We start from the raw sequence: 25,331 nt of genomic DNA, 5'->3' as shown, positions 1-25,331 counted from the left end.
ATCGGGCCGTCGAGGATCGCCTCGCCCCAGCGGCTCAGCCCCGAGATCAGCGCGAGGGCCGTGCCGATGGCGACGCCGGCGAGCAGCCCGAGGCCGGCGCGCTGCGCCGAGATGGCCAGGTTGTCCTGCAGCCGGCCGTCCGCGATCAGCTCGCCCGTGGTGGTGACCACGGTCCACGGCGCGGACAGGGTGCGCGGGTCGAGCCAGCCCAGTGCCGAGGCCACGGCCCAGATCGCGAGCAGCAGCAGCGGGCCCAGGGCGGCGCCCAGCGGGATCGGGCGGCCCGGGCCCAGGCTGCGCCGGGGCGGCGTCAGGACGCTCACGACACACCCGCCGCGGCGAGGGCGTCGGCGGCGATGCGCTCGTAGCGGCGGTCGTACAGGTCCCCTGCCGTGAGGGGCTTGTTGCCGGTCTCCCGGGCGAGCAGGTCGATGGTCTCCTGGTGGCGGCCGATCGCCTCGGTCCAGTCGGCCGGGATGTCCGCGACCCCGGCGTTGTCCACGATCCACCGGCCGTCGCCGGCGGTCAGGCCCTGGTCCTTGACGTAGTAGCGCTCGATCCACTCGTCCGGGTTCGCCTCGCGCCAGCGCCAGGCCCGGGCCCACGCCTGCACGTACTGCCGGATCGCCGCGGCCTTGCCCGCGTCCAGCAGCACGGTCTCCGGGGCGTACAGGTGGCCGGGGTCGTCGCGCAGGCCGTGCGCGATCGTGGTGGCGCCGTCCCGGGCGTACTTGGTCTCGTAGCGTTTGATCTGCACCCCGCCGATGGGCGCCACCTCGACCTGCCTGCTCGCCAGCGCGGTGACGTAGACGTCGTTGGTGCTGGACAGCTCGACGAGCTGCACGTCCTGCTTGGTGAGCCCGGCCTTGTGCAGCGCGCGCAGGACCAGCGCCCCCTGCGCCTGGCCGGGGCTGTAGGCGATCTTCTTGCCGCGGAAGTCGCGGAGCTCCCGCACGGCCACGCCGGGGGCGATGCCGAACCGGTAGATGGCGTGGTTGAGCGGGTCCTTGCGGAACTTGGCCGCCACGATCTTCGTGGGGATGCCGGTCCAGTGCGAGTGGATGGGCGGGATGTCGGCGACGGACCCGAGGTCCACGGCCTTGGCCCGGAAGGCCTCGAGGGTCTGCGGGCCGCCGCTGATGTTGGCCCACTCCACCTCGAAGCCGAACTTGTCCGCCTCGCCGGAGAACTCGAGCGCCTTCTGGTGCTCCTTGTCGCCGACGACCAGCTTGGTGCCGCCGGGCACCCGCTCGGGCAGGGCCGCGGTCGCGGCGAGGGTGGTGGCGGGCCCGTCGTCGCCGCACCCGGCGAGGCCCAGCGCGACCGCGCCGGCCGTGGCGGACAGGAATGCTCTGCGGTCCAGGAAGAGAGTCACGTCAATACCTCCGTGCTGACAGACTCAACCCCCATCTCCTATAGGTCAACTATAGTTTAAGGGCTCGACACACTCGTGAAGAGCGCGGAGATCAGCAGCAGGACCGGGACGCAGGCGACCGTCGAGGCGAAGACGGCGTCGCGGACCAGGATCAGGGCGGCGCCCGAGCGCTGGGCGAGGAGGAAGACGTTCTGGGCCGCCGGGAGGGCGGCGAGCACCGTCACGGCGTAGACCTGGTCGTGGGTCAGGCCCAGCGCGGTGCCGAGCAGGAAGGCCAGGGCCGGCATGGCGGCGACCTTCAGGATGACCGAGGCGAGGGCCGGGCGGCGGTCCGGGCCGGCGCCGAGCACCCGGCCCCCGGACAGCGACATGCCGAAGGCGATCAGCACCACGGGCACGGCGGCGGCGCCGATGGTGGAGACCAGGTCGCCGAGTACGCCCGGCAGCCCCGTCCCCGTGAGATTGGCCACCAGCCCCAGCAGCACCCCGATGGTCATCGGGTTGCGCAACGGCGCCGTGAGCACCGCCCGCCACTCGGCCCGGCCGGTGAGCCCGATCTCCAGCAGGATGATCGCCAGCGGCATGAGGAACAGCGTCTGCAGCACGATGATGGGCACGACGAGCGTGGCGTCGCCGAGGACATAGGTGGCCACCGGGATGCCGATGTTGCCCGCGTTGGTGTAGCCGCCCGCCATCGCGCCCAGCACCCGCGCCGGCCGCTCCAGCCGCCGGAACGCCACGGCGAAGATCGCGAAGCAGAGCAGGGCCGCCGCGGTCGACACCAGCAGCGGCTCGCTGAAGAGCAGCCCGAGGTCGGCCGCCGCCACGCCCTGGAAGAGCAGGCACGGCGCGAGGGCGAGATAGCTGACCCGGCCCAGCACCGCCTCGGCGTGCTCGGGCAGCCGCCCCCAGCGGCGCAGCATCCACCCGACGAGCACGATCCCGCCGATGAGCGCGAAGCCGGAGAACGCCGAGATCATCTCCAGCACACTAATCTTCCGGGCATGGCCCTCCTGCACAAGGCTCAGATCACTCCCACGAAGCTCGAGCTGCTGGCCGCCTGGTTGCCGGCCCAGCCCTGGTACGACGGCCCCGCGACCCCGGCGCCCGAGCGGGTCGCGGCGGCCCGCCTCGACGACCCGGCCGGCGAGGTCGGCATCGAGATCATGCTCGTCGGCGCCGGCGACGGGCTGGTGTGGCATATCCCACTCACCTACCGGGGCGCGCCGCTCGAAGGCGCCGGCGCGTGGCTGGTCGGCACCACCGAGCACTCGGTGCTGGGCACGCGGTGGGTCTACGACGCCACCGGCGACCCGGTCTATGTCGCCCAGCTCGCTGCGGTCATCCGCGAGGCGGGGCACGAGGCCGCCGAGGAGTTCGAGATCGACGGCAAGCGGGTGCCCCGGGAGGGCGACACGAAACTGACCGGCAGCGGCGCGGACGTGGCCGCCCCGACCACGGTGACCGGGGTCCGGGCCGGCGAGCCGACCGTCATCACCACCGACACGGTGACGATCAGTGTCAACCGGGTGCCCACGACGGCCGTCGACCCGGCCGACGCCGGGGTGCTCACCGCCTGCTGGTCCGGGCAGGAGGTGCCGGTCGTCCTTGCCCGCCTCCGATAAGACCGACAGCACCGGCTTCCGGCTTCGCGACGTCGCGGTCCCGGCGTACGGACCCTCCCTGCTCTACGGGATCTCCTCGGGCGCCGTCGCGCCGGTGGTCGCGCTCAGCGCCGTGCAGCGCGGGGCCTCCGTCGCCGTCGCCGGGCTGGTCGTGGCGCTCATGGGCATCGGCTCGATCGTGGCGAACATCCCGGCGGGCGTGCTCACGTCCCGCTTCGGCGAGCGCCGGGTGATGGTCGGCGCCACCGGGCTCACCGTCGCCGGGCTCGGGCTGTGCCTGCTCGACGCGGGGCTGTGGCCCTTCGCCGCGGGGGTGCTGGTGCTGGGCATGTCCGGCGCGGTCTTCCAGCTGGCCCGCCAGTCGTACCTGACCGAGATCGTGCCGTTCGGCAGGCGGGCGCGGGCGATGTCCACGCTCGGCGGCGTGGTGCGGATCGGTGCCTTCGCGGGCGCGTTCGCCGGGGCGGGCGCGATCGCGCTCGGTGGCCTGCCCGGTGCGTACGTGCTGGCCCTGGCCGCCATCGTCGGCTCCGGCGCCATCGTGTACGCCCTGCCCGACCTCGCCGCGGGCGACGCCGCCCCGAGCCCGGTCTCGACCGTGGCGATCGTCCGCGACCATTGGCGCACGCTGGCCACGCTGGGGGCCGGGGTGGCGCTGCTCTCCGCGATCCGGCAGACCCGGCAGGTGGTGGTGCCGCTCTGGGCCGAGCACCTGCACCTCGATCCCGGCACGGCGTCGCTGCTCTTCGGCGTCTCCGGGGTCGTCGAGGCGCTGGTCTTCTATCCCTCCGGGCTGGTGATGGACCGCTGGGGCCGGCGGGCTATCGCGGTCCCGTGCACGCTGGTCATGGGTCTGGGCTTCCTGGTCCTGCCCCTGACCCACTCGGCGGTGACCCTCGGGGTGGTCGCCGTGGTGATCGGTGTGGGCAACGGGTTCGGCTCGGGCATCAACAACACCCTGGGCGCGGACAGTGCGCCCCTGATCGGCCGGCCCACCTTCCTCGGCGTCTGGCGCGAGCTGTCCGACGGGGGCGCCTCGCTCGGCCCGGTGATCCTGTCCGCGGTGACCGGGCTCGCGGGCCTCGCCGGCGGCATCGTGGTCTCCGGCCTGGTCGGCGTGCTGGCGGCCGCGGTCCTCTACCGCTACGTGCCCAGGAGGCCACTTCTGGCAGACTCCCAACGATGAACGGCGATGGAATCCTGGGGCCGGGCACCCTGCTCGGCGGCCGCTACCGGCTCGTCTCGCAGGTGGGCGCCGGAGGCATGGCCGTCGTCTGGGAGGCCCGCGACGACGTGCTCGGCCGGTCCGTCGCCGTGAAGATCCTGGCCGGTCACTACGCCGGCGACCCGGAGTCGCGGCTGCGCGTGCGCCAGGAGGCCCGCACCGCGGCGGCGCTCTCCCACCCCCACATCGCCCAGGTGTACGACTACGGCGAGACGGTCATCGACGGTCTGACCGTGCCCTTCGTCGTCATGGAGCTGATCCGGGGCCGGACCCTGCACCAGCGGCTGACCGAGGGCCCGGTGCTGCCCCGCTTCGCCATGCAGGTCTGCGCGGAGGTGGCGGCCGCCCTCGCCGCCGCGCACGCCGAGGGCCTGGCGCACCGTGACATCAAGCCGGCCAACGTGATGCTCGCCGGGACCGGCGCCAAGGTGGTCGACTTCGGCATCGCCGCCGCGGTCCGCCCGCCGGGGCCCGGAGCCGTGGACTTCGAGGTGCTCGGCACGCCCGCGTACCTGGCGCCCGAGCGGCTGCTGCACGACGCGGTCGAGCCGGCCTCCGACGTGTACGCGCTGGGCGTCCTGCTCTACCGCCTCCTCGCCGGCCACTCGCCGTGGACCACCGAGACGACGACGCAGATGCTCACCGCGCACGTCTACCTGGAGCCGGCGCCGCTGCTGCCGATCTACCAGGTGCCGCAGCTCGTGACGGACCTGTGCAACCGGTGCCTGGCCAAGGACCCGGCGGACCGCCCGAGCGCCCGGGAGGCCGCGGCGCTGCTCGCCCACGGCGCCGGCCTGCAGGTGGCGACCGACGAGCCGCCCGCCCCCGTGCCCGCCGCCGTCTTCGCGCCGCCGGCGCCTGCGCGTGCCGCCTCGCGGCGCGGGCGCGTAGCGGTCTCCGTCGCCGCCGCCCTCGCTCTCGCCGGGGTCGCCGCGGCGACGACGTGGTTCCTGCGCCCGGACGAGGGGCCTGCGGCGGCCACATCACCCGGATCGATCGTCGTGCCGCCGTCCCTCGCGGTGCCCTCGCCGGCCCGTGCGTCGCAGCCGCCGTCCGGCCGGCGCGAGCCTGCCCCGGCACACACCACCACGCGCAAGCCGGCGACCACCGTTCCGCAGGCGCCGCCGAGCACCGTTTCGCAGGCGCCGCGGGCCACCGTTCCCGAGGCGCCGCCGACGACGGCTCCCGAGGCACCGCCGGCGCCGCGGACCTTGTCGTCGGAGGCCGGCTCGGTGCGGGCCACCTGCCCGTCCGGCGAGACGGCGCAGATCCTGTCGTGGACGGCCGCCAAGCCGTACAAGGTGGTCGAGGGCGACAAGGCGGCAGGCCCGGCGCCGGAGGTGTCCTTCAAGCACGGCAACACCCGCCTCACCATGACCGTCACCTGCACCGCCGGCGTCCCCGCGGCCACCAGCAGCTGAGGCCCGGCGGGACGCGCCGGGCCCTGAGGCCCGGCGGGACGCGCCGGGCGCCGGCCGCGCGGTCAGCCGGCGAGCTTGAGACAGGCCAGCATGGTGTCGTCCGGCGGGGTGGCCGCCACGGGGTCGCCGGGCTCGTTGGCGACGAAGGCGCGCCGCTGGTCCGGGGTGGCCGAGTCCATGTACCAGTCGGTGAGGCAGTCGACGACCACGGCGGGGGTGTCCGCCATCCGGGGGTCGGTGCGGATCTTGCCGGCGACGGCCTCGCGGGTGGGACCTTCCTCCGAGCAGGCGGTCAGGGCGAATGCCGTCAGGGCGGCGAGCGTGAGGCCGGCCAGAGGTCGGGTGAGTGCGGACACGGCGGCAGCATATAGCAGATCATCGATAGCACACGTCGACGAAGGTCACTGTCTTGAAGTTTCTGGACAGTTTCCGCAGCTCATTCGGCCATCGTGGTGATATGGCCGGTATGTCGGGGTATCGCGCTCCGCTGTCCAGCGGTTACGGTCGTCCCGCTCGTCCTCGGGGGTCGTCCATCCATCGGGGACTGTCGATCGCCGTCGCTTGGTTCACGGGGGACCCAATGGCTGTGTCGTGGCGCATCCGCATGCGCTTTTCCCTGGTCGCACCGACCGTTCCGGTCGTGCTGGCCACGCTGCTCACCGGCCCGGCCGCCGCGGCACCCGCCGCCGGGACCGTGCCCCCGGCGGAGCTGCCGGCGCGGGCCGCCGCTCCCGCGCCCGCCGGCCCGCGGGAGAACTTCTACGACGCGAGCGGCCAGCTCGCCGGTGTGGTGGACAAGGCGACCGGTGCGGCGACCTACCGCTACGACGACGCGGGCAACGTGCTGTCCGTCGACCGGATCGCCACCGGTGACGTCGGCGTCTTCGCTGTCGTCCCGGCGCGCGGGCCGGCCGGCACCAAGGTCGAGATCAGCGGCACCGGCTTCGCGACGACGCCGGCCGGCAATACCGTGACCGTCGACGGCATCGCCGCCACTGTCACCGCGGCGACCGCGACCCGGCTGACCGTCACCGTGCCGGCCGGGGTCAGTGACGGTGCGGTGCAGGTGACCGTCGGTGCCAAGAGTGCGCGCAGCCCCCGCAACTTCCGGATCGAGGCGGCGGCCCCGCCGCCCACCGTCACCGCGCTGTCGGCGGACCGGGGCAACCGCAACGACCTCGTCACCATCACCGGCACCGGCTTCGACACCGACCCGGCCCGCAACGTGGTGACCTTCCAGCGGACCGTCGCGCAGGTGCAGTCCGCCACGCCGACCAGCTTGGTCGTCCGGGTGCCGGTCACCGCGGGCTCCGGCAAGGTCTCGGTGCGCACCCCGGCGGGCACGGCGACCAGCGCCGGCGACTTCCTGGTCGCGCCGCCGGGCTATGCGATCGGCAACCTGGCCTACGCCGGCCGGGTGGGCGTGGGCAAGCCGACGGTGACGGCGACGATCGCCGCGGGCAAGTCGGCGCTGCTGCTCATCGACGGGGTCAGCGGGGAACAGGCGAGCCTGAGGTTCGAGGGCAACACCATCCCGGTCCGCTCGGCGCTGCGGCTCTACACCCCGTACGGCGGCGACTTCGCCAAGAACAACGGCGACCCGCTCAACGTCTTCGCGGGTGGCACGCTGGTGCAGGACCTGCCCCCGTTCGTCACCACCGGCACCTACGCCATCGTCATCGACCCGAACGACGACGCGGCCGGTGCCGTCAAGGTGACCGCGACCAGCACCCTCTCCGGCGGCACGCTCACCAAGGACGGCTCCGGCGTCCCGTTCCAGATCACCGCCGCCGGGCAGACCAAGCAGTACTCGTTCACGGCGACCACGGGCGACTGGATCAGCTTCGGTCTCACCGACATCGACCAGCCCGGCAACACCTACGTGGTCAAGCTGACCGCCCCCGACAACTCGGTCTTCACCTGGCAGGCGCGCCTCAGCCAGTACACGCCGACCATGGTCTACCACGCCAAGCAGACCGGCACCTTCAAGGTGAACGTCGGCTTCGGCGCGACCGAGCTGGGTTTCGGCCGGATCTGGTTGTCCTCGGTCATCACCGGCGCGACGATGACGGCGAACGGCGCCGCCGTGCCGGTCACCATCCAGCGCCCGGGCCAGTCGGTCCGGTTGCCCTACGCCGGCACGGTCGGCCAGACGCTGCAGCTCGGCTACACCGACAACACGCTGGCCGTCAGCGACCGGCCCGCGTACCCCTCGGGCATCATCGGGGAGCCGGACGACGTCCAGGTGCTGCTGGACACCGGCTGGGCGGAGACGCGGGACATGCCCGCCGTCCGCAAGGCCGGCACCCACAACCTCTTCATCACCGGCTGGCAGGCGGTCGGCAGCCTGAAGGTCTGGCTCTCCACGCCCACGGAGGCCGGTGCCATCCCGGTCAACACCAAGAAGGCACTCACCGTCGACCGGCCGGGGCGCGACATCTGGCTGGACTACAACGGCACCGCCGGCAAGCCCCTGTATCTCAGCACGCTGGACCGCAGGCTGATGGGCGAGGTGAACCTGCAGCTCTACCGGCCCGACGGCATCCGCATCAGCAGCGGCCGCACGATCGACTACGCCGCCCTGCCGTCCACCGGCAAGTACCGGATCAAGGTCGACCCGGAGACGGCCGGCACCGGCACCCTGTCCGTGGCGGCGGTCGAGCCGATCGACACCGGAGCGCTCACCCCGAACGCGCCGGCCACCGCGGTGTCCGTGACGCTGCCCGGCCGTCGCATCGTCGGCACCTTCACCGGCACGGCGGGGCAGCGGCTGACGCTCGCCGGGCTCAGCGAGAAGCTGCTCTGGTGGAACCTCAAGGTCTACAAGCCGGACAACACGCAGCTCGACTTCTTCGGCGTCGTGCACATGCCGGTCGGCCAGGATCTGCCGCCGTTGCCGGTGGCCGGCACCTACCGGTTCGAGCTGACCAACGCCTCGCAGCCCGAGCTGTACGGCGACCTGCAGCTCTTCCTGTCCAACGAGGTCGACGGCGGCACCGCGGTGACCGACGGGGCCGCGCTGCCGATGACGTTCACCCGGCCCGGGCAGAACGGGAAAATTTCGTTCACCGCGGTCGCCGGCGACGTGCTGGACGTGCAGCTCGGCTCGGCGGAGCTCGGCGCCTACATCACCATCTACAACTCCGCCGGCACGGTCGTGCTGCGGCACTCCTGGCTGTATTACGTGCGCACACAGCTGCCCTCGCTGGCCGCCGGCGCGTACACCATGGTCTTCGACCCCAGCCTCGGCTCCACCGGCACCATCACCGCGCAGATCAAGCGGCACAGTACGCCGCTCGCCGCGGACAAGGCGCAGCGCAAGCTCGCTGCCCCGCGCACCGCGGAGCCGCCGGCGTGCGCGACACCGGCCGAGGTGCGAATCGGCCCGGCCGGGACTGTGTCGTTCGGCGCCGGAGAGCGGGCGCCCGGGGAGCGGGTGGCCCCGGCCGCGCCGCAGCGTCCCGCCGGCTGCGCGGACTCCGGGTGGAAACCCGACGCCAAGAACCTGGACGGCCAGGACTGGACGACCCACGGTCAGCCGGTGCCCGTACGCGAGCGGGCGCTGCAGTTCCCGGTCGGTGTCACGGGCGTGGTCGGCAAGGTGCTGGACACCGCCGACAAGCCGCTGGCCCACGTGAGCGTGACGGCGGCGGGGCGCAAGGCCACCACCGATGCGCAGGGCCGCTTCGCGCTGACCGGGCTGCCCGCCGGGCACGTCTCGCTGCGGGTCGACGGCCGGTCCGCCGCGCACGGCGGCCACGAGTACGGCGTGTTCGACATCGGCGTGGACATCACCCGCGACGCGATGCTGATCCTGCCCTACACCGTCTTCCTGCCCGAGCTGGACAAGGCGAACACCGTGACGGTGCCCAGTCCGACCGTGCGGGAGACGGTCCTGACCACCAGGGCAATCCCGGGCCTCGAGGTGCGCATCCCGGCCGGCACCACGATCCGCGACGCCGACGGCAAGGTCGCCACCGAGCTGAGCCTGACCGCCATCCCGATCGACCGGCCGCCGTTCCCGCTGCCGCCCACGAAGGTGCCGGTCTACTTCACCGTCCAGCCCGGCGGCGGGGTGCTGTTCCCGCAGGGCGCGACGATCGTCTACCCGAACTACACGCACGAGCCGCCCGGCACCCGGACCCAGTTCTGGAACTACGACCCGGACGGCAAGGGCTGGCACATCTACGGGCTCGGCCGGGTGTCGAAGGACGGCAAGCAGATCGTGCCCGACCCCGGCGTCCGGTTCTACCGGCTGACCGGTGCGATGACCGCGGTGCCCGGGCTCAACCCGGCGCTGTGGGCCCCCAAGCCGGGCACGCACATCAACGACCCGGTCGACCCGGCCACCGGCCTCTTCGTGGACACCACCACGGATCTGGTCGTGGACGACGTCATGCCGATCAGCATCAGCCGCACCTATCAGCAGGGCGACACCGACATGCGGCCGTTCGGTGTGGGCACCAACTTCAACTACGGGCTGTTCCCGTGGACGCCGGGCGTCATCGGCAGCTTCGACTTCCAGCAGTTCGACCTGGTCCAGCCGGACGGCGCCAAGGTGCACTTCCACCGCACGTCGCCGGGCACGGACTTCGTCGGGGCGGAGTACCTCGCCGACCCGACGCCGACGATCTACGACGGCGCGACCGTCAAGTGGAACGGGGACGGCTGGGACGTCTCCCTGGTCGACGGCACGGTCCTGGTGCTCGGCAACGAGGCGCCGCTGCAGTCGATCCGGGACAAGTACGGCAACATCACGACGATCAGCCGGGCCACCGCGCCGCCCGGCACCGACGGCATCCTGCGGCCGAACGGCCCGGTCACCCAGATCACCTCGCCGAACGGCCGGTGGATCAAGCTGACCTACAGCTCCACGAACCCGCCCCGGGTGAGCGCCGTCGAGGACAACATCGGCCGCAAGGTCGCCTACAAGTACGACGCCACCGGGCACCTGGTCGAGGTCAAGGACGCCAGGGGCGGGATCACCACCTACACGTACGACGCCCAGGGCCGGATGGCCACGATCACCGACCCGCGCCGCATCACCTACCTGCGCATGGAGTACGACGCGGCCGGCCGGGTCAAGACGCAGAAGGCAGCCGACGACACCGTCACGGCGTTCGACTACACGTTGTCCGGGACCGCGGTGACCGAGACCCGGGTGACCGATCCGCGCGGCCACGTGCGCCGCATCACCTTCAACGCCAACGGTTTCATGGTGGACGACACCAAGGCGTACGGGACGGACAAGGCGCAGACGTTCCACTACGACTACGACGCGTCCGGGGTACGCAAGGCCGCGACGACGGATGCCCTGGGCCGCAGGACGACGTGGATCTACAACGCCAAGGGACAGGTCACCCAGACCACCGTGCTCGCCGGGACGGCCGACGCGCGGACCGAGAAGTTCGACTTCGCCGGGCCGCACTCCGAGCTGACCAAGTTCACCGACTCGTACGGCAAGGAGACGATCTACGAGCCGGACACGCGCGGGGCGCTCAAGTCGGTCACCGACGCCATGAAGCGCAAGACGCTGGTCGGCGTGGACGGCAGCGGTCTGATCACGACGATGACCGACCCGGCGAACAAGGTCTTCCGCACCGACTACCAGGGCGCCGACCCGGTGCGGACCACCGACGAGACCGGCCGGGTGACGACGACCGGGTTCGACGCGATCGGCCGTCCGGTGACCGAGACCGACGCGCGGGGTGCGCGCACCGATACGACGTACGACGCGGCGGGCCAGGTCCTCACGACCACCGACCCGCTCGGCCTGACCACCCGGATCGCGTACGACGAGAACGGCAACCGGAAGTCGGTCGAGGACCCGCGCGGCGGCCGGACGATCACCAGCTACGACACCATGGACCGCGTCGAGTGGGAGCAGGACGCCCTGGGCGAGAAGGAGACGTTCGCCTACGACGAGAACGGCAACCCGCGTACGCGGACCACCCGTACCGGCGTCACCACCACGGAGACGTACGACGAGCTCGACCGCACCGTCACGAGCACGACCGGGTCCGCCACCATCGCCTTCACCTACGACCTCGGCGATCGGCTGCGCTCGGTCGCCGACCCGGTGGCCGGCCCGAGCAGCGTCGACTACGACGGTCTCAACCGGGTCACCAAGGAGACGACCGCCGGCGGCACGGTGTCGTACGCGTACAGTCCCACGGTCCGCGACCGCACGATGACGCTTCCGGGGAAGCCCGCGATCCGGCACGTGTACGACGCGAACGGCGACCTGCAGGAGGTACAGCAGGGCGGCACAGCGGTCACGACGGTCAGCCGGGACGTGGTGGGCCGCCCGGAACGGGTCGGCACCCCGGCCACTACCGGGGTCAGCCAGACGTACGGGTGGACCGACGCCGGCGAGGTCAAGTCGATCACGTACAAGGTGAACACCACCACGCTCGGCGACCTCGGTTACCAGTACGACGGCTCGGGCCTGCCGGTCCTGACCACCGGTACGTACTCGCGGCAGCAGCTGCCGGACGCGTTCGGACCCGCGACGTACGACGCCGCGAACCGGCTCGACACGCTCGGCGCCGCCGACGTCAGCTATGACAAGAACGGCAACCTCGAGTCGGACGGCACGACGACGTACACATGGAACGACCGGGACCAGCTGTCCGGGCTCTCGCGCGACGGCCTGACCGCCACCTTCGGCTACGCGACCGACGGCCGGCGCCTGACCCGCACGGTCAACGGCAAGACCACCACCTTCCTGTACGACGGTCAGAACCCCGTGCAGGAGATGGTGAACGGCACGGTGACCGCCACGACGCTCAGCGCGGGCCTCGACGGCTACCTGACCCGGGACGTCAACGGCACCGTGAAGCGCTATCAGACCGACGCGATCGGCAGCGTGATCGGCCTGGTGGACGCCGCCGGGGCCGGGGCGTCCTACGCGTACCAGCCGTTCGGGACCACGACGGTCACCGGGGACGACGGGGGCAACGCCCTCCGGTTCACCGGGCGCGAGGACGACGCCACCGGGCTGTACTTCTACCGGCAGCGCTACTACAGCCCGGCTCTGCAACGCTTCGCGAGCGAGGACCCGCTCGGCCCGGACGGCGGGGTCAACCTGCACGAGTACGCGGCCAACCGGCCGACCGCCCTGATCGACCCGATGGGCACCAAGCCGATCAGCCTCACCCCGCCGTACGCGCGCAGGCATTACAAGCGGCCCACGAGGAGCGTGCGTGATGACGCGCTCAAGCGGTCGCCCATGTGCCCGTACTGCGGTGCGAGCAAATCGACCGACTACGAGCACGTCAACAACCCGCAGAAGTACGACTGGGCGCGGGGCGGTCACGTGAACACCCGGGACACCCGCTCCGGGCGGGTCAACGATCCGACGAACACCACCGGCGCCTGCGGGCCGTGCAACTCGGCCAAGCAGGATCGGCCGATCGGTACCGGTCCGGGAGAATACTGGCCGCCGGCGTGGCCGGCCGGGAAACCGTGGCCGTTCGGAGGAGCACCGAAACAATGACGACATCACAGCGCGTGCGGGCGGCGTACGCCGATCTCCTGGGTGAGCCGGAAGCCGAGATGCGCTTCGAGCAGAACGGCCTGCCGGTCTCGGTGCTCAAGTACGCGCCTTCGCCGGCCACCGGTGAGGTAACGCTCTACTTGACCGCCGGCATCAGCGATCTGCTGCAACCGGACTACAAGGACGAATACCGGCTGGAGTTCTACCTAGGCCTGCTGCCCGAGGTCGACGAGGTCGCGCAGTCCCTGGCGTGGCTGGGGCTGATGCCCCAGTTCACCGGCGTGCCTCTGGTGCACGGCAACACGTGGCGCTACGGCGAGCCGGTGATCCCCGGTTACGACTTCACCGGCTTCTTCGTGCTGCTGAGCGGTGACCCGATCGTGCCGCAGATCGAGGTCGACGGTCTGCACGTGCGGGTGCTGACGGCGGTGCCGCTGTTCACCGACGAACTCGACTACTTCCGCGCCCACGGCACCGATGCGCTGTGGGACCGGATGGAGGAGAAGGACGTGCCCATGTGGGATCCGCGTCGCGTCTCCACGTTCCACGACGCCGGCTGAGCGCCGGCCTCACGGGGGAGGATCCATGCGAGAGAACAGGACGTACGGGCGGGTCGCCGCGGCCGTCCTGGCCACCGCGGCGACGCTGGTCGCCGGGGCCGGGACGGCACACGCGGCGCCCGCTCGGGGGCCGGTCACCGTGCCGGCCGGGGCCACCGTCGTGCCCGGGCGCTACATCGTCACCCTGACGCCGGTCGCGGGGCTGACGGCGCCGCCGAGCGCCGATGCCCTCACCGACCGGTACGGCGGACGGGTCACGTACACCTACCGCGGCTCCGCGCTGCGGGGCTTCGTGCTCTCCGGTAGCGCCGACGAGGCTGCCCGGCTGGCCGCGGATCCCCGCGTAGCCCGGGTCGAGGCGGACACCGTGATGCGTCTCGACGACGCGCGCTACTACCCGTTGTGGAACCTCGACATGGTGGACCAACGCTCCACCGTGCTGGACGACATCTACAGCTTCCCCGACTCGGCCGGGACGGGCGTGCACGCGTACGTCCTGGACACGGGCATCCGCACCAGCCACGTGGAGTTCGGCGGCCGGGCCTCGGTGGGCTTCGACGCGATCGGCGACGGCTGGAACGGCCAGGACTGCGACGCCGACGGGCACGGCACCCACGTGGCCGGGACCATCGGTGGCGCCACGACGGGCCTGGCGAGCCGGGCGACCCTGGTGGCGGTCCGCGTCTTCGACTGCTCGGCGGTCGGGGTGACCAGCCAGATCATCGCCGGCGTCGACTGGGTGACGCAGAACGCGGTGAAGCCGGCGGTCGCCAACATGAGCCTGGGCGGCGGGAAGTCGGCGACCCTGGACGCGGCGGTGTCGGCATCGATCGCGTCCGGCGTCACCTACACGATCTCGGCGGGCAACGACAACTCGGACGCCTGCAACTACAGCCCGGCGGACGTGCCCGCGGCCATCACGGTCGGCGCCAGCAACTCCGTCTACGAGCGCGGCACCAACTGGGGGAGCGCGATCTACGGCTCCAACTACGGCACCTGCCTCGACCTGTTCGCTCCCGGGCAGAACATCCTGTCGGCGAACAACAAGACCGACCGGGCCACCAAGCTGATGACCGGAACCTCCATGGCCGCACCACACGTGGCCGGGGCCGCCGCGCTGCTGCTCGCCCTGCAACCGCAGGCCACCCCGGCACAGGTCGCGGCGACGCTCACCGGCATCGCCACGACCGGGCTCCTGCGGGCCGACAACCTGAACCGGTCGCCGAACAAGCTGCTCTACGTCTCGCCCACGATGGAGGCGCCGGTCGAAGGAGCCCAGCGGCGATGACGGTCCGGCGGCGGGCGCTGCTCGCCGGGCTCGGCGCGGCCGGGGTCGCCGGCGCCGTTGCCTGCACCCCGGCTCGCCCGGACAGCGCTCCGTCGCCGGTCGCCCCGGGCGCCGGGCCGCCTGTCGCCAAGGTGCGCGCGGTCACCGCAGCCGCGCGGGCGACCACGCTTCTGGTGGCCTACGACCTCGACGCGGACGCCGACCCGGCGGTGGTGCTGCGGGACGTGCACGAGCGGCTCGATGATGCCCCGGCGATCGTGTCCGTCGGCGCGTCGCTCTTCGACCGGCATCCCGGGCTGGCCCGGCCCCGGCTGCTCACCGCCATGCCGGCCTTCCCCGCCGACGTCCTCGACGAGCGGTGGTGTCACGGCGACGTGCTCGTCCAGACCTCCGGCCCCGGCCCGGTGGTATCGACCGGCCTGCGCGAGCGCTGGCGGATGCCCGGCTTCCACCCGCCCGCGCCGGACGGCTCGGTGCGCAATCTCTTCGGCTTCCGCGAGGGCACCGGCAATCCCGACGTGACCGACGCGCCTCTCATCGACTCGCTGCTGCCGGTCCGCCGCGGCGACGACGAGCCCGCTTGGTGCGTCGGTGGCAGCTACCAGGTGGTGCGGCTGATCCAGCTGGCAACGGCGATCTGGGACGGCGAGACGGTCGCCGAGCAGGAACGGGTCTTCGGACGCCGCAAGGAGACGGACGCGCCGCTCGGTGCGCCGGACGCGGGCTACGCCACCGACCCGGAGGGGCGCCTGACCGCCCTCGACGCGCACATCCGCCGAGCCAACCCGCACACCCGGGAGAGCGAGGCCCATCGCATCCTGCGCCGCAGCTGGTCCTACCGGCATCCGGACGCGGGCGAGGGCCAGATCTTCACCTGCTTCCAGCGCGACCTCGAGAAGGGCTTCGTGACGGTGCAGCGGCGGTTGGCCGGCGAGGCGCTGGAGCGTTACACGCTGACCTTCGGCGGCGGGTACTACTTCACCCTGCCCGATCCCTCCGGCGACCCGTCCGACTTCCGCGGCCGGACCCTCGTCACCCGGGCTTGAGGCCCGCTCGCCCCGGACAGGGTGTGCGATGCCGCGGGGCCGGCGGGCCTAGGGTCCGTCTCATGTCGATCGCCGAGCGGCACGCGTTGCAGGTCAGTGGTCTGCCGGAGGGGCAGCCGATGATGTTCGCCCACGGCTACGGGTGCGATCAGCACATGTGGCGGTTCGTGGCGCCCGCCTTCGCGGACACGCACCGGCTCGTGCTCTTCGACCATGTCGGGGTGGGCCGCTCGGACCTGAGCGCCTACGACAGCGTGCGCTACGCGCAACTCGACGGGTACGCCTCCGACGTGCTCGAGATCATCCACGAGCTCGACCTGAACGACGTCGTGTTCGTCGGCCACTCGGTCAGCGCGATGATCGGCATCCTCGCCGCCATCCGCGAGCCCGAGCGCTTCGCCGACCTGATCCTGGTCGGCCCCTCGCCGTCCTACATCGACGACGGTGACTACATCGGCGGGTTCAGCCGGCTTGACATCGACGAAATGATGGTGTCGCTGGACAGCAACTATCTGGGCTGGTCGAGCGTCATCGCCCCGATCATCATGGCCAACCCGCAGCATCCCGAGCTGGCCCTGGAGCTGGTCAACAGCTTCTGCGCCACCGACCCGGAGATCGCCAAGAGGTTCGCGCACGTGACGTTCCTGTCCGACAACCGGGCCGACCTGCCCAAGGTGCGCACCCCGGCGCTGGTCCTGCAGTGCACCGACGACGTGATCGCGCCGGTGGCGGTCGGGCGCTACGTGCACGAGCAGCTGGCGGAGAGCACGCTGGTCATCATGAACGCGACCGGGCACTGCCCGAACCTCAGCGCGCCCGAGGAGACCGTCGCGGCGATCAGGACGTACCTGAAAGGGCGTCGTGCAGGGCCCTCGGTGACCGGTCGCTGAGCGGGCGCGCGGCCAGCCAGGCGGCACCGGCGGCGGGGTCGCGGGCGGTGCGGGGATGGCAGCCGCGCCCGTGCAGGGCCCGGACCACGCCGTCGCGCACCGGGGTGTCGCCGGTGAGGAGGCCGCCGCCCAGCACGACCGGGCCACTGGCGTGCGCGTCGTCGAGAGTGGCGAGCAGATGCGCGCTCGCCCTGACGACGAGGGACGTGGCGTGCGGGTCGCCGGCGCGGGCGGCGGCGCAGACCAGGGGAGCGAGGGCGCCGATCCTCTCCCAGGGCAGGGCCTGCGCCCAGTAGACCATGGCGTCGGCGGTCGCCACGCCCGCGTGCGTGGCCACCTGCGCGGCGAAGGGCGTGTCCCAGGCGCGGACGGCGGTGCGGACCGCCTGCAGGCCGAGCCAGCGGCCGGAGCCCTCGTCGCCGAGGAGCCAGCCCAGCCCGTCGGACGTCCGCACCACGGTGTGGTCGCGGATGGCGGCGGCGATGGCGCCCGTACCCGCGATCAGCACTGTCCCCGACGCTGCGGAGCTGCCCGCGGCGAAGGCGGTAACCACGTCGCCGACGACCGTGACCGGGGCGGTGATGCCGAGGGCGGCCAGGGCCGGCGCGAAGGGGGCCTCAGGGCCGGCGATGCCGAGCGTCGCCGCGCATACCGCTGCGGGGTCGTGGCCTCGCAGGGCGGCGCGCACGGCCGCCGCGACCGCTGCGGCGGCGGGCCCGGGCCCGGCCGTGAGCGGGTTGCCGGGGCCGGCGTGTCCACGGCCGACGATCGCCCCGCCGGTGGTGGCGAGCACGGCCCGGGACGCGGTGCCACCGGCGTCGACTCCCACCACCAAGGCCATGCGGCCGATCGAAGCATAGAAAGTTGTTGTTGACTAGTTCACGCGTTGGTCGTAATTTTCATCGGCAACGGACATTGATGAAAAGGATGACCGACGTGACGGGTGAGAGCGGCGGGCTGCTCGGGCGGCTGCGCATCGAGGGGCCGGGCATGGCCGAGGCCCTGGCCCGGATCGCCGAGACGATTCTCGCCGATCCGGAGGCGGCCGCCAACGCCAGCATCGTCGACCTCGCCGAGCGCTCCGGGACGTCGACGGCGACCGTGACCCGGTTCAGCCGCACGCTCGGCTTCCGCGGCTACGCCAACCTGCGCGTCGCCGTGGCCACCGAGACCGGCCGGGCCGTGCAGGCGCGCTGGGAGACCGACATCAGCGGCGACATCGCCCCGGGCGACCCGCTGACCGAGGTGCTGGGCGTGGTCACCAACGCCGACACGCGCGCGATCCACGACACCGCCGCCGCGCTCGACGTGGCCGCCGTGGACCGGGTCGCCGCCGCGATCGCCGGGGCGAAGCGGGTCGAGCTCTTCGGCCTGGGCAGCAGCGGCACCTCGGCGCGCGAGATGGCCTTCCGGCTCGAGCGCATCCGGGTGCCCGTCTGGCACCGGACCGACAGCCACACCGCGCTCACCAACGCGGCCCTGCTGCTGCCCGGCGACGTGGCGATCGGGCTGTCGCACTCCGGGCGTACGCGGGAGGTGATCGAGACCCTCGCCGAGGCGGCCGATCACGGGGCGCTCACCGTGGCCGTCACCAGTTACAGCCGCTCGCCGCTGGCCGAGATCGCCGACGTCGTCTTCACGACCGCGGTGCAGGAGACCACCTTCCGGCTGGCCGCCCTCTCCGCCCTCCACTCCCAGCTGCTGGTCCTCGACATGATCTATGTCGCCGTGGCCCAGCGCACCTACGAGCGTACGGCCGAGGCCCTGGAACTCACGGTCCGCGCGGTCGACGCCCACCGGCTCCCCGAGAAGAACCCGACCCGCAACCGGGGCCGGAGCAAGACCTAGATCCTCCCCTGTGGACCGTGGGCTCGCCGAGTCCCCGGGCGCACCACCCTGCCCATTTCCAGGAGTCCCCATGCGCCGTGCCGCCGTTGTCCTGACCGCCGCCGCCCTACTGACCCTGACCGCCTGCAGCAGTGGTGGCACCGATGCCACCGGCAGCGGCGCGCCCGCCACCGTCCCGGCGACCCGCGGGGAGGGCAAGACCCTGACCGTCTGGGTCATGGACGGCGACTACACCGAGCCGACCCTCAAGGCGATCAACGACAGGTTCACCCAGGCGACCGGCGCCCGGGTCGACCTGCAGATCCAGCAGTGGGAGGGCATCACCACCAAGATCAGTACGGCGCTGTCGACCAGCGGGACGCCGGACGTGCTCGACCTCGGCAACACCCAGGTGCCCGGGTACGCGGCCAACGGCGGGCTCCTCGACCTGACCGCCTACCAGGCGGATCTCCGCCAGGGCCGCACCTGGCTGGCGGGGCTGGCCGAGCCGGCGACCGTGGACGGTGCGCTCTACGCGGTGCCGGGCTTCGCGGGCGCCCGGGCGGTCATCTACAACAAGAAGACGTGGGCGGCCGCCGGTGTCACCCGGGCCCCCGGCACGTACGCGGAGCTGACCGCCGCCCTGGACAAGGTGAAGGGCGCCAACCCGGCCGCCGACTTCGCGCCGTTCTATCTGCCGGGCCAGTACTGGTACGCCGGACTGCAGTTCGTCTGGGACGCCGGCGGGGACATCGCCGGCAAGGACGGCGCCTCGTGGAAGGGCGGCTTCTCGAGTCCCGAGGCGCAGAAAGGCCTGGCTGACTTCAAGACGTTCCAGAACGCGTACTCCACCGCGGCCTCGCGGACCCTGGACACGCTGTCGCCCGACCAGACGCAGCTGTTCGCCGACGGCAAGACCTCCGCGATCCTGGCCACGGCCGGCTCGATCGGCCTGATCCAGAAGGCCAACCCCCGGATCAGGACCGAGGACATCGGTACGTTCCCCCTGCCCGGCCTCTCCGGCAAGAACCAGCCCGTGATGCTCGGCGGCTCCGACTGGGGCATCGCCACCAAGAGCGACGCCCACGACCTCGCCCTGCAGTGGACGAAGATCGCCGCGAGCCCCGCCGTGCAGGACCAGTACGTCTTCGGCACCGACGGCTGGATCCCGAACAGCACCGAGGGCATCCAGGCGGCGCAGCCCGGCCTGTCCGAGCAGCAGAAGGGCTTCTTCACCGCCGCGCTGACCTCGAAGGCGACCCCGGCCGCCGCGCAGTGGCCGACCGTGGAGGGCGACAAGAGCGTCAACCAGCTGTTCTCGTCCGTCGCCTCCGGCGCCAAGTCGCCGTCCGGGGCCGCCGCGGAGTTCGATGCGCACCTCGACACGACCCTCGCCGGCTGATCGTGGCCACGTTGACCTTGTCGGAGGCGCCGCCGGTGGCTCCGGAGCGCCGGCGGCGGAACCTGGCCCCGCTCTGGCTGCTCGGCCCCGCGGGTGTCGTGCTCGCCGTCGTCACGCTGGCCCCGATCGGCTTTCTGGTCCTCACGTCCTTCACGGACTACAACCAGCGGAGCCTGTTCACCGGCGCCTACTCCAGTGTCGGCGTCGCGCAGTACAGCCAGCTGCTCTCGAGCAGTGCCTTCTGGGGCTCCCTGGTCCGCACGGTGCTGTTCACCGCGGCGATGGTGGCCGGCAGCGTCGTCCTCGGCATGGGCGTCTCGCATCTGCTCACCCGGCTGGGCCGCGCGTGGCGGCACACGGTCACCGTGGTGCTCATCGTGGCGTGGGCCATGCCGAACGTGGCGTCGTCGCTGGTGTGGAACTGGCTCTTCCAGCCCGGCTACGGCGTCGTCAACTGGGGGCTCGACCGGCTGCGGATCTTCGGCGACACGACCAGCCTCGACTGGACCCAGGACCCCACCCGGGCGTACGTCGTCATCTGGCTGCTGATCGTGTGGCAGGCCGTGCCGTTCATCGCCCTGACCCTCAACGCCGCGGAGGCGCAGGTGCCGCACGAGTACCTCGAGGCGGCGCGGTTGGACGGTGCCCCGGAGCTGACCATCTACCGCCGGATCACGCTGCGGCACCTGCGGCCGACGCTGCTGCTCGTGACGATCCTGTCGATCATCTGGGACTACAACGTGTTCAACCAGATCTGGCTGGTCTCCCGCGGCGGGCCCGGCGACGCCACCAGCACGCTGGGCGTCTTCACCTACAAGACCGCCTTCGTCGGCTTCCGGATCGGGCAGGGCGCGGCGATCTCGGTCGTGACGACGCTGCTGCTGCTCGCGCTGACCGCCGTCTACATCCGCAACCTGCTCCGATCGGGGGAGGACCTGTGAGGGCCCGTGCGCTCGCCGCCGTCTTCTGCCTGGTGTGGATCTTCCCGGTCTACTGGATGGTCAACACCGCCTTCAAGCCGCGGCCGGAGGTGATGACGCCGACGCCGCACTTCTGGCCGCAGGCGCCGACGCTCGGCAACTTCGTCAAGGCCGTCACGCAGGAGCAGTTCCTCACCAACCTGGTGAACAGCGTCATCGTGGTCGCCGCGACCGTCGTGGCGTCGATCGTGCTCGGCATCTTCGCCGCCGCCGCGCTGTCCCGGTTCCGCTTCCCCGGCCGCCGCGCGATCATGGTCGTTATCCTCGCCGTGCAGATGCTGCCGGCGACGGCGCTGCTGGTCCCGATGTTCGTCATGTTCAACAAGCTCGACCTGCTGGGCACCTACGCGGCCCTGATCCTCGCGTACGTGGCCACCGTCCTGCCCTTCTCGATCTGGGTGATGCGCGGCTTCTTCGTCACCATCCCCGCCGAGATCGAGGAGGCGGCGCAGCTCGACGGGGCGAGCACGTGGCGCACGCTGGTCAGCGTCCTCTTCCCGCTCGTGGCGCCCGGCATCGTCGCCACGAGCATCTTCGCCTTCATCGCGGCGTGGAACGACTACCTGTTCGCCTACACGTTCATGCAGGACCAGAGCCGCTACACCTTGCCGGTGTGGCTCGCTTCGTTCACCAACCCGTACACGGGAACCGATTTCGGCGGTCAGATGGCGGCGTCCGTCCTCTTCTCGCTGCCGGTCGTCGTGTTCTTCCTGATCATCCAGCGCAATCTGGTCTCCGGCATGTCCGCCGGGGCCGTGAAGGGCTGACGTCTTGCTGATTCCCCGCCCCCTCTCGTTCGTTGCCGGAACCGGTTCCTTCGCGCTGACGGCCGGCACCACCGTGTCGGCTCCCGCGTCGCTCGGCGGTGTGCTGGCGTGGCTGCAGCAGGCCCTGCGGCCCGCCACCGGGCTTACCCTCCCCGTGGCCGGGCACGGCTCGATCGCTCTGGGAACAGACGCTGGAATCGGTTCCGAGGCGTTCCAGCTCGACGTGACCCCGGCCGGGGTCACGATCGCCGGCGGGGACGCGGCCGGGGTCTTCTACGGCTGTCAGGCGCTGGTGCAGTTGCTGCCGCCCGCGATCCACCGGCGGGCCCGGGTGGCCGGCGTCGCGTGGAGCGTGCCGTGCGTCCAGGTGCGCGACGCGCCCCGATTTCCGTGGCGTGGCGCGATGCTCGACGTGGCCCGGCACTTCCTGCCCAAGCACGACGTGCTGCGCTTCCTCGACCTCATGGCGGCGCACCGGCTCAACACCCTGCACTGGCACCTGACCGACGACCAGGGCTGGCGGCTCGAGATCAAGCGCTACCCGCGGCTCACCGAGGTGGGCGCGTGGCGGCGGGAGAGCCAGGTCGGGGCGGCCCGCGACGCGCCGGGGGACGGGCGGCCGCACGGGGGCTTCTACACCCAGGACGACGTACGGGAGATCGTGGCGTACGCCGCCGAGCGGTTCATCACCGTGGTGCCGGAGATCGAGTCGCCGGGACACGTGCAGGCGGCCCTGGCGGCGTACCCGGAGCTCGGGGTGACCCGGCAGCCGCTGGAGGTGTGGACCCGCTGGGGCATCTGCGACAACGTTTTGGACATCTCGCAGTCCACGGTGGACTTCTTCGGGAACGTGTTCGACGAGGTGCTGGAACTGTTCCCGTCGCGCTGGATCGGCGTCGGCGGCGACGAATGCCCCCGGGACCAGTGGCGTGCCGACCCGCTCCTGGCCGACCGCCTGGCCGGGCTCGGACTCTCCACGGTGGACGACCTGGCACCCTGGTTCCTCCGGCGCCTCGACGACCACCTGACCGCCGCCGGCCGCCGCGCCTTCGGCTGGGACGAGATCCTCGAGGGCGACCTGGCCCCGGGCACCACGGTCGCCTCCTGGCGCGGCATGGCCGGGGCCGTCGCCGCCGCCCGCCGCGGCTACGACGTGGTGGCGTGCCCGGACGACCTCGTCTACCTCGACTACCGCCAGTCGGAGTCGCCCGAGGAACCGATCCCCGTCGCGATCCCGCTGACCGTGCGCGACGTGTACGCCTTCGACCCCGTCCCGCCGGGGCTGACCGCCGATGAGTCCCGCCACATCCTCGGCGGCCAGGCCAACGTCTGGACCGAGCACGCCGACTCCCCGCGCACGATCGACTATCTCGTCTTCCCCCGCCTGTGCGCGGTCGCGGAAGCGTTGTGGAGCACCGCCGACCGCGACTTCGACGACTTCCGGAGCCGGTTGGAAACCCACCTCGCCCGCCTCGACGCGCTCGGCGTCGAGTACCGCCGCGACGACGGCCCCCGGCCGTGGCAGCGCCGCCCCGGCGTCCCGGGCCGCCCCGGCACCCGCGACCAGCGCGCCGCCCACATCGCCGGCCTGGTGGCGAACATCCAGCGCTAGCGAGCTGCCCGCCGTGCCCACCGGCCGGGCCGTCTCCCTCCGGCGCGCCGCTGCAGCGGAAACCGGCCGCACCGGACGTCACCGCGAGCGGGGCGCTCGCCGCGATGGTGCGGGAGCGGAGCACCGAGCCGGATCAGCGCGTGCCGCCGACCGACAGCTCGGCGCCGTGCGCGGCGTCCGGCTCCGCGCCGGCCAGGACGAGGCAGACCGAGGCGGTCCAGGTCATGCTGGGGTCGCGGAGGCCGGCGCCCGTGGTGGCGTCGAAGTTCTCCGCCATGCCGGACGCTTCGCAGGTGGCCACGAATCGGCGGGCGATGTCGGCCGCGAGGTCACCGCGGCCGCCGCGCTGCATGCCGTCGACGAGCAGCATCGTGGTCGGCGCCCAGATCGGTCCGCGCCAGTAGCCGTCGGCGACGTAGGCGGGGCTCTGCGGCGGCTCGGTCGCCGGGCCGTGCGCGGTCAGGTAGCCGCCGCCGACCAGGCGCTCCACCGTGGCGTCGAACTGGTGCCGGGGGAGCCGGTCGCCGAGGACGAGCGGCATCAGGGTGATGAGGCTGTCGCTGTCGATCGGGCGCTGCGAGACGGTGTGCCGGGCGACGAAGCGGCCGTCGCGCCAGAAGTGGTCCGACATCGTGCGTACGGCCGCCTCGGCGCGCACCCGCCAGCGCCCGGCGTCACCGGGGCGGCCGAGGCGGTCGGCGATCCGGGCCTGGGCCAGCAGTTGCAGGGCCAGGAAGGCGAGCAGATCGGGGCTCTGGACCGGGACGCCCGTCCGGAAGATCGTCGCGTTGTCCCACCCGGAGTCGTTGCCGTGGTTGTACGACGGGATGCCGTCGCCGCCGTAAACGCGGTGCTCGAACCACCAGGCCGTCCACCGGCACAGCGGCTCGTAGAGCGCCGCGAGCGTGTCGTCCGGCAGGCCGTCCCGGCTCATCAGCCAGTCGACGGTCCAGCCGTGCACGGGCGGCTTGACGAAGTTGCGCTCCACGCCGGCGTCGTCGACGTAGTCGGGCAGGCAGCCGTACTCGTCCTGGTGGTCGAAGAGGGTGAGCAGCTGGCCGGCGGCGGCCTCCGGGTCCCGCCAGAGCGCCATCGCGTTGAAGCAGTGGTCCCAGCTCCAGATGTGGGTCATCCGGTTCTTCGACATGAGCATCGACTCGCGGCGCAGGGCCCCGCCCGCCGGCACCAGCGCCGACCACGTGACGTACGCGGCGACCCGGCTCGCCGGCGCGGGGGCGTGCCGCCGGAGCCACGCGTCGAAGTCCGCCTCGGCCGCGGCGACCACCTCGTCGAAGGCGGGTGCGGGACCGGCCGGAGCCGCGCTGCCGTACTCGTCGACGACCAGCAGGGCCGGGCCGGTCACCACGAGGCGGGCGCTGACGTTGCGGACCCCGTCCCACGCCGACTCGAGCCGGGCCGCGCCGCGCGCGAGGCTGATCCGGTAGTTGCGGTTGGCGCCGGCGTCCACGAAGCGCCAGGCGGCCGGGCTCTCCTCGACGACCACGTCGTACTGGTCGCGGACCTGGAAGTCGAGGGCCAGCGCGCCGGTGACGCGCAGCAGGGCGCGCCCGCTGCCGGTCAGTGCGACCTCCGTGCGGCGGTCACCGTGCGAGACGGCGAGCAGACCCGGGTGTACGGAGACCACGGGCGTCCCGCCGAGGTCGAAACGCACGATTTCGCGGTTGCGGGCACCGCCCCGGACCGTGCGCAGGTGCACGCCCGGATGATCCGGACCGGTCAGCTGGGACACGGCGAAGTAGGAGCCGCGCCGGGAGAAGGGGGTGCCGGCGAGGTCGATCGTGAGGGGGGTCATGG

Annotated in this window: 18 protein-coding genes and 1 pseudogene; 13 read left to right on the top strand and 6 right to left on the bottom strand. The window is 72.3% G+C overall.

Annotated elements, in window-relative coordinates:
• The 3 genes and pseudogenes from RBH18_RS20425 to RBH18_RS20415 form a co-directional block, all read right to left on the bottom strand.
• Nucleotides 1-323: pseudogene (locus RBH18_RS20425) on the bottom strand (ABC transporter permease); the annotation flags it as partial.
• Nucleotides 320-1,375: an ABC transporter substrate-binding protein gene (locus RBH18_RS20420; RefSeq protein ID WP_306210119.1), complete on the bottom strand. Its 1,056-nt coding sequence runs from the start codon at nt 1,373-1,375 to the stop codon at nt 320-322. The pseudogene RBH18_RS20425 and the gene RBH18_RS20420, both read right to left, overlap by 4 nt.
• Before the next feature lie 56 nt (nt 1,376-1,431).
• Complete coding sequence (locus RBH18_RS20415; RefSeq protein WP_306210117.1) at nt 1,432-2,355, bottom strand: AEC family transporter; 924 nt, start codon at nt 2,353-2,355, stop codon at nt 1,432-1,434.
• 24 nt (nt 2,356-2,379) lie between these two features.
• On the opposite strand from RBH18_RS20415, the gene RBH18_RS20410 reads away from it, so the two are divergent.
• From RBH18_RS20410 to RBH18_RS20400, 3 genes are read left to right on the top strand one after another with little or no spacing between them, the layout of a single operon-like run.
• A complete protein-coding gene (locus RBH18_RS20410; RefSeq protein WP_306210115.1) occupies nt 2,380-3,000 on the top strand; it encodes a CG0192-related protein in 621 nt (206 codons plus the stop codon).
• Nucleotides 2,984-4,186 carry an MFS transporter gene (locus RBH18_RS20405; protein WP_306210113.1) on the top strand — a complete coding sequence of 401 codons (1,203 nt, stop codon included), beginning with the start codon at nt 2,984-2,986 and terminating at the stop codon, nt 4,184-4,186. The genes RBH18_RS20410 and RBH18_RS20405 overlap by 17 nt, the downstream gene beginning before the upstream one ends.
• Nucleotides 4,183-5,646 carry a serine/threonine-protein kinase gene (locus RBH18_RS20400; RefSeq protein ID WP_306210112.1) on the top strand — a complete coding sequence of 488 codons (1,464 nt, stop codon included), beginning with the start codon at nt 4,183-4,185 and terminating at the stop codon, nt 5,644-5,646. The genes RBH18_RS20405 and RBH18_RS20400 overlap by 4 nt, the downstream gene beginning before the upstream one ends.
• A gap of 62 nt (nt 5,647-5,708) precedes the next feature.
• Here RBH18_RS20400 and RBH18_RS20395 read toward each other — a convergent pair whose 3' ends face one another.
• Nucleotides 5,709-6,002, bottom strand: a complete 294-nt coding sequence (locus tag RBH18_RS20395) for a hypothetical protein (protein WP_306210110.1) — start codon at nt 6,000-6,002, stop codon at nt 5,709-5,711.
• Nucleotides 6,003-6,226: 224 nt separating this feature from the next.
• On the opposite strand from RBH18_RS20395, the gene RBH18_RS20390 reads away from it, so the two are divergent.
• From RBH18_RS20390 to RBH18_RS20370, 5 genes are all read left to right on the top strand, one after another.
• The gene (locus tag RBH18_RS20390; protein ID WP_306210107.1) at nt 6,227-13,144 is read left to right on the top strand and encodes an RHS repeat-associated core domain-containing protein; all 6,918 of its coding nucleotides are present in this window, start codon (nt 6,227-6,229) and stop codon (nt 13,142-13,144) included.
• Nucleotides 13,141-13,704, top strand: coding sequence for a suppressor of fused domain protein (locus RBH18_RS20385; RefSeq protein ID WP_306210105.1), 564 nt, complete (start codon nt 13,141-13,143; stop codon nt 13,702-13,704). The genes RBH18_RS20390 and RBH18_RS20385 overlap by 4 nt, the downstream gene beginning before the upstream one ends.
• A 25-nt stretch (nt 13,705-13,729) precedes the next feature.
• Nucleotides 13,730-14,992 carry a S8 family peptidase gene (locus RBH18_RS20380; RefSeq protein ID WP_306210103.1) on the top strand — a complete coding sequence of 421 codons (1,263 nt, stop codon included), beginning with the start codon at nt 13,730-13,732 and terminating at the stop codon, nt 14,990-14,992.
• Complete coding sequence (locus tag RBH18_RS20375; protein WP_306210101.1) at nt 14,989-16,038, top strand: Dyp-type peroxidase; 1,050 nt, start codon at nt 14,989-14,991, stop codon at nt 16,036-16,038. The genes RBH18_RS20380 and RBH18_RS20375 overlap by 4 nt, the downstream gene beginning before the upstream one ends.
• 62 nt (nt 16,039-16,100) lie before the next feature.
• Nucleotides 16,101-16,928 (top strand): alpha/beta fold hydrolase, encoded by an 828-nt coding sequence (locus tag RBH18_RS20370; RefSeq protein ID WP_306210099.1) that lies wholly within the window; start codon nt 16,101-16,103, stop codon nt 16,926-16,928.
• On the opposite strand, the gene RBH18_RS20365 is transcribed toward RBH18_RS20370, so the two are convergent.
• Nucleotides 16,876-17,769, bottom strand: coding sequence for an N-acetylglucosamine kinase (locus RBH18_RS20365; protein ID WP_306210098.1), 894 nt, complete (start codon nt 17,767-17,769; stop codon nt 16,876-16,878). The genes RBH18_RS20370 and RBH18_RS20365 overlap by 53 nt on opposite strands.
• An 86-nt stretch (nt 17,770-17,855) precedes the next feature.
• Here RBH18_RS20365 and RBH18_RS20360 point away from each other — a divergent pair, with 86 nt between their 5' ends.
• From RBH18_RS20360 to RBH18_RS20340, 5 genes are all read left to right on the top strand, one after another.
• Nucleotides 17,856-18,776: a MurR/RpiR family transcriptional regulator gene (locus RBH18_RS20360; protein ID WP_372338951.1), complete on the top strand. Its 921-nt coding sequence runs from the start codon at nt 17,856-17,858 to the stop codon at nt 18,774-18,776.
• Between the two features lie 70 nt (nt 18,777-18,846).
• The gene (locus RBH18_RS20355; RefSeq protein WP_306210094.1) at nt 18,847-20,157 is read left to right on the top strand and encodes an extracellular solute-binding protein; all 1,311 of its coding nucleotides are present in this window, start codon (nt 18,847-18,849) and stop codon (nt 20,155-20,157) included.
• Nucleotides 20,158-20,168: 11 nt separating this feature from the next.
• On the top strand, nt 20,169-21,098 hold the full coding sequence (locus RBH18_RS20350; protein ID WP_306210092.1) for a carbohydrate ABC transporter permease: 930 nt from the start codon (nt 20,169-20,171) through the stop codon (nt 21,096-21,098).
• Complete coding sequence (locus RBH18_RS20345) at nt 21,095-21,904, top strand: carbohydrate ABC transporter permease (RefSeq protein ID WP_306210090.1); 810 nt, start codon at nt 21,095-21,097, stop codon at nt 21,902-21,904. The genes RBH18_RS20350 and RBH18_RS20345 overlap by 4 nt, the downstream gene beginning before the upstream one ends.
• Nucleotides 21,905-21,908: 4 nt before the next feature.
• A complete protein-coding gene (locus tag RBH18_RS20340) occupies nt 21,909-23,516 on the top strand; it encodes a beta-N-acetylhexosaminidase (RefSeq protein WP_306210089.1) in 1,608 nt (535 codons plus the stop codon).
• A gap of 133 nt (nt 23,517-23,649) precedes the next feature.
• On the opposite strand, the gene RBH18_RS20335 is transcribed toward RBH18_RS20340, so the two are convergent.
• Nucleotides 23,650-25,329, bottom strand: a complete 1,680-nt coding sequence (locus tag RBH18_RS20335; protein ID WP_306210087.1) for an amylo-alpha-1,6-glucosidase — start codon at nt 25,327-25,329, stop codon at nt 23,650-23,652.
• Nucleotides 25,330-25,331 lie beyond the last annotated feature (2 nt).

Origin of the sequence: Actinoplanes oryzae, from assembly GCF_030757795.1 — a bacterium.
Lineage (GTDB): Bacteria > Actinomycetota > Actinomycetes > Mycobacteriales > Micromonosporaceae > Actinoplanes.
The sequence above is the reverse complement of the archived record's forward strand: the minus strand, read 5'-3'. Positions and strand labels throughout refer to the sequence as shown.

Coding starts and splice junctions, on each gene's coding strand:
- RBH18_RS20415 (WP_306210117.1), bottom strand. CDS start 2,355: ATGATCTCGGCGTTCTCCGGCTTCGCGCTCATCGGCGGGATCGTGCTC.
- RBH18_RS20410 (WP_306210115.1), top strand. CDS start 2,380: ATGGCCCTCCTGCACAAGGCTCAGATCACTCCCACGAAGCTCGAGCTG.
- RBH18_RS20400 (WP_306210112.1), top strand. CDS start 4,183: ATGAACGGCGATGGAATCCTGGGGCCGGGCACCCTGCTCGGCGGCCGC.
- RBH18_RS20390 (WP_306210107.1), top strand. CDS start 6,227: ATGGCTGTGTCGTGGCGCATCCGCATGCGCTTTTCCCTGGTCGCACCG.
- RBH18_RS20385 (WP_306210105.1), top strand. CDS start 13,141: ATGACGACATCACAGCGCGTGCGGGCGGCGTACGCCGATCTCCTGGGT.
- RBH18_RS20380 (WP_306210103.1), top strand. CDS start 13,730: ATGCGAGAGAACAGGACGTACGGGCGGGTCGCCGCGGCCGTCCTGGCC.
- RBH18_RS20375 (WP_306210101.1), top strand. CDS start 14,989: ATGACGGTCCGGCGGCGGGCGCTGCTCGCCGGGCTCGGCGCGGCCGGG.
- RBH18_RS20370 (WP_306210099.1), top strand. CDS start 16,101: ATGTCGATCGCCGAGCGGCACGCGTTGCAGGTCAGTGGTCTGCCGGAG.
- RBH18_RS20365 (WP_306210098.1), bottom strand. CDS start 17,769: ATGGCCTTGGTGGTGGGAGTCGACGCCGGTGGCACCGCGTCCCGGGCC.
- RBH18_RS20360 (WP_372338951.1), top strand. CDS start 17,856: ATGACCGACGTGACGGGTGAGAGCGGCGGGCTGCTCGGGCGGCTGCGC.
- RBH18_RS20355 (WP_306210094.1), top strand. CDS start 18,847: ATGCGCCGTGCCGCCGTTGTCCTGACCGCCGCCGCCCTACTGACCCTG.
- RBH18_RS20335 (WP_306210087.1), bottom strand. CDS start 25,329: ATGACCCCCCTCACGATCGACCTCGCCGGCACCCCCTTCTCCCGGCGC.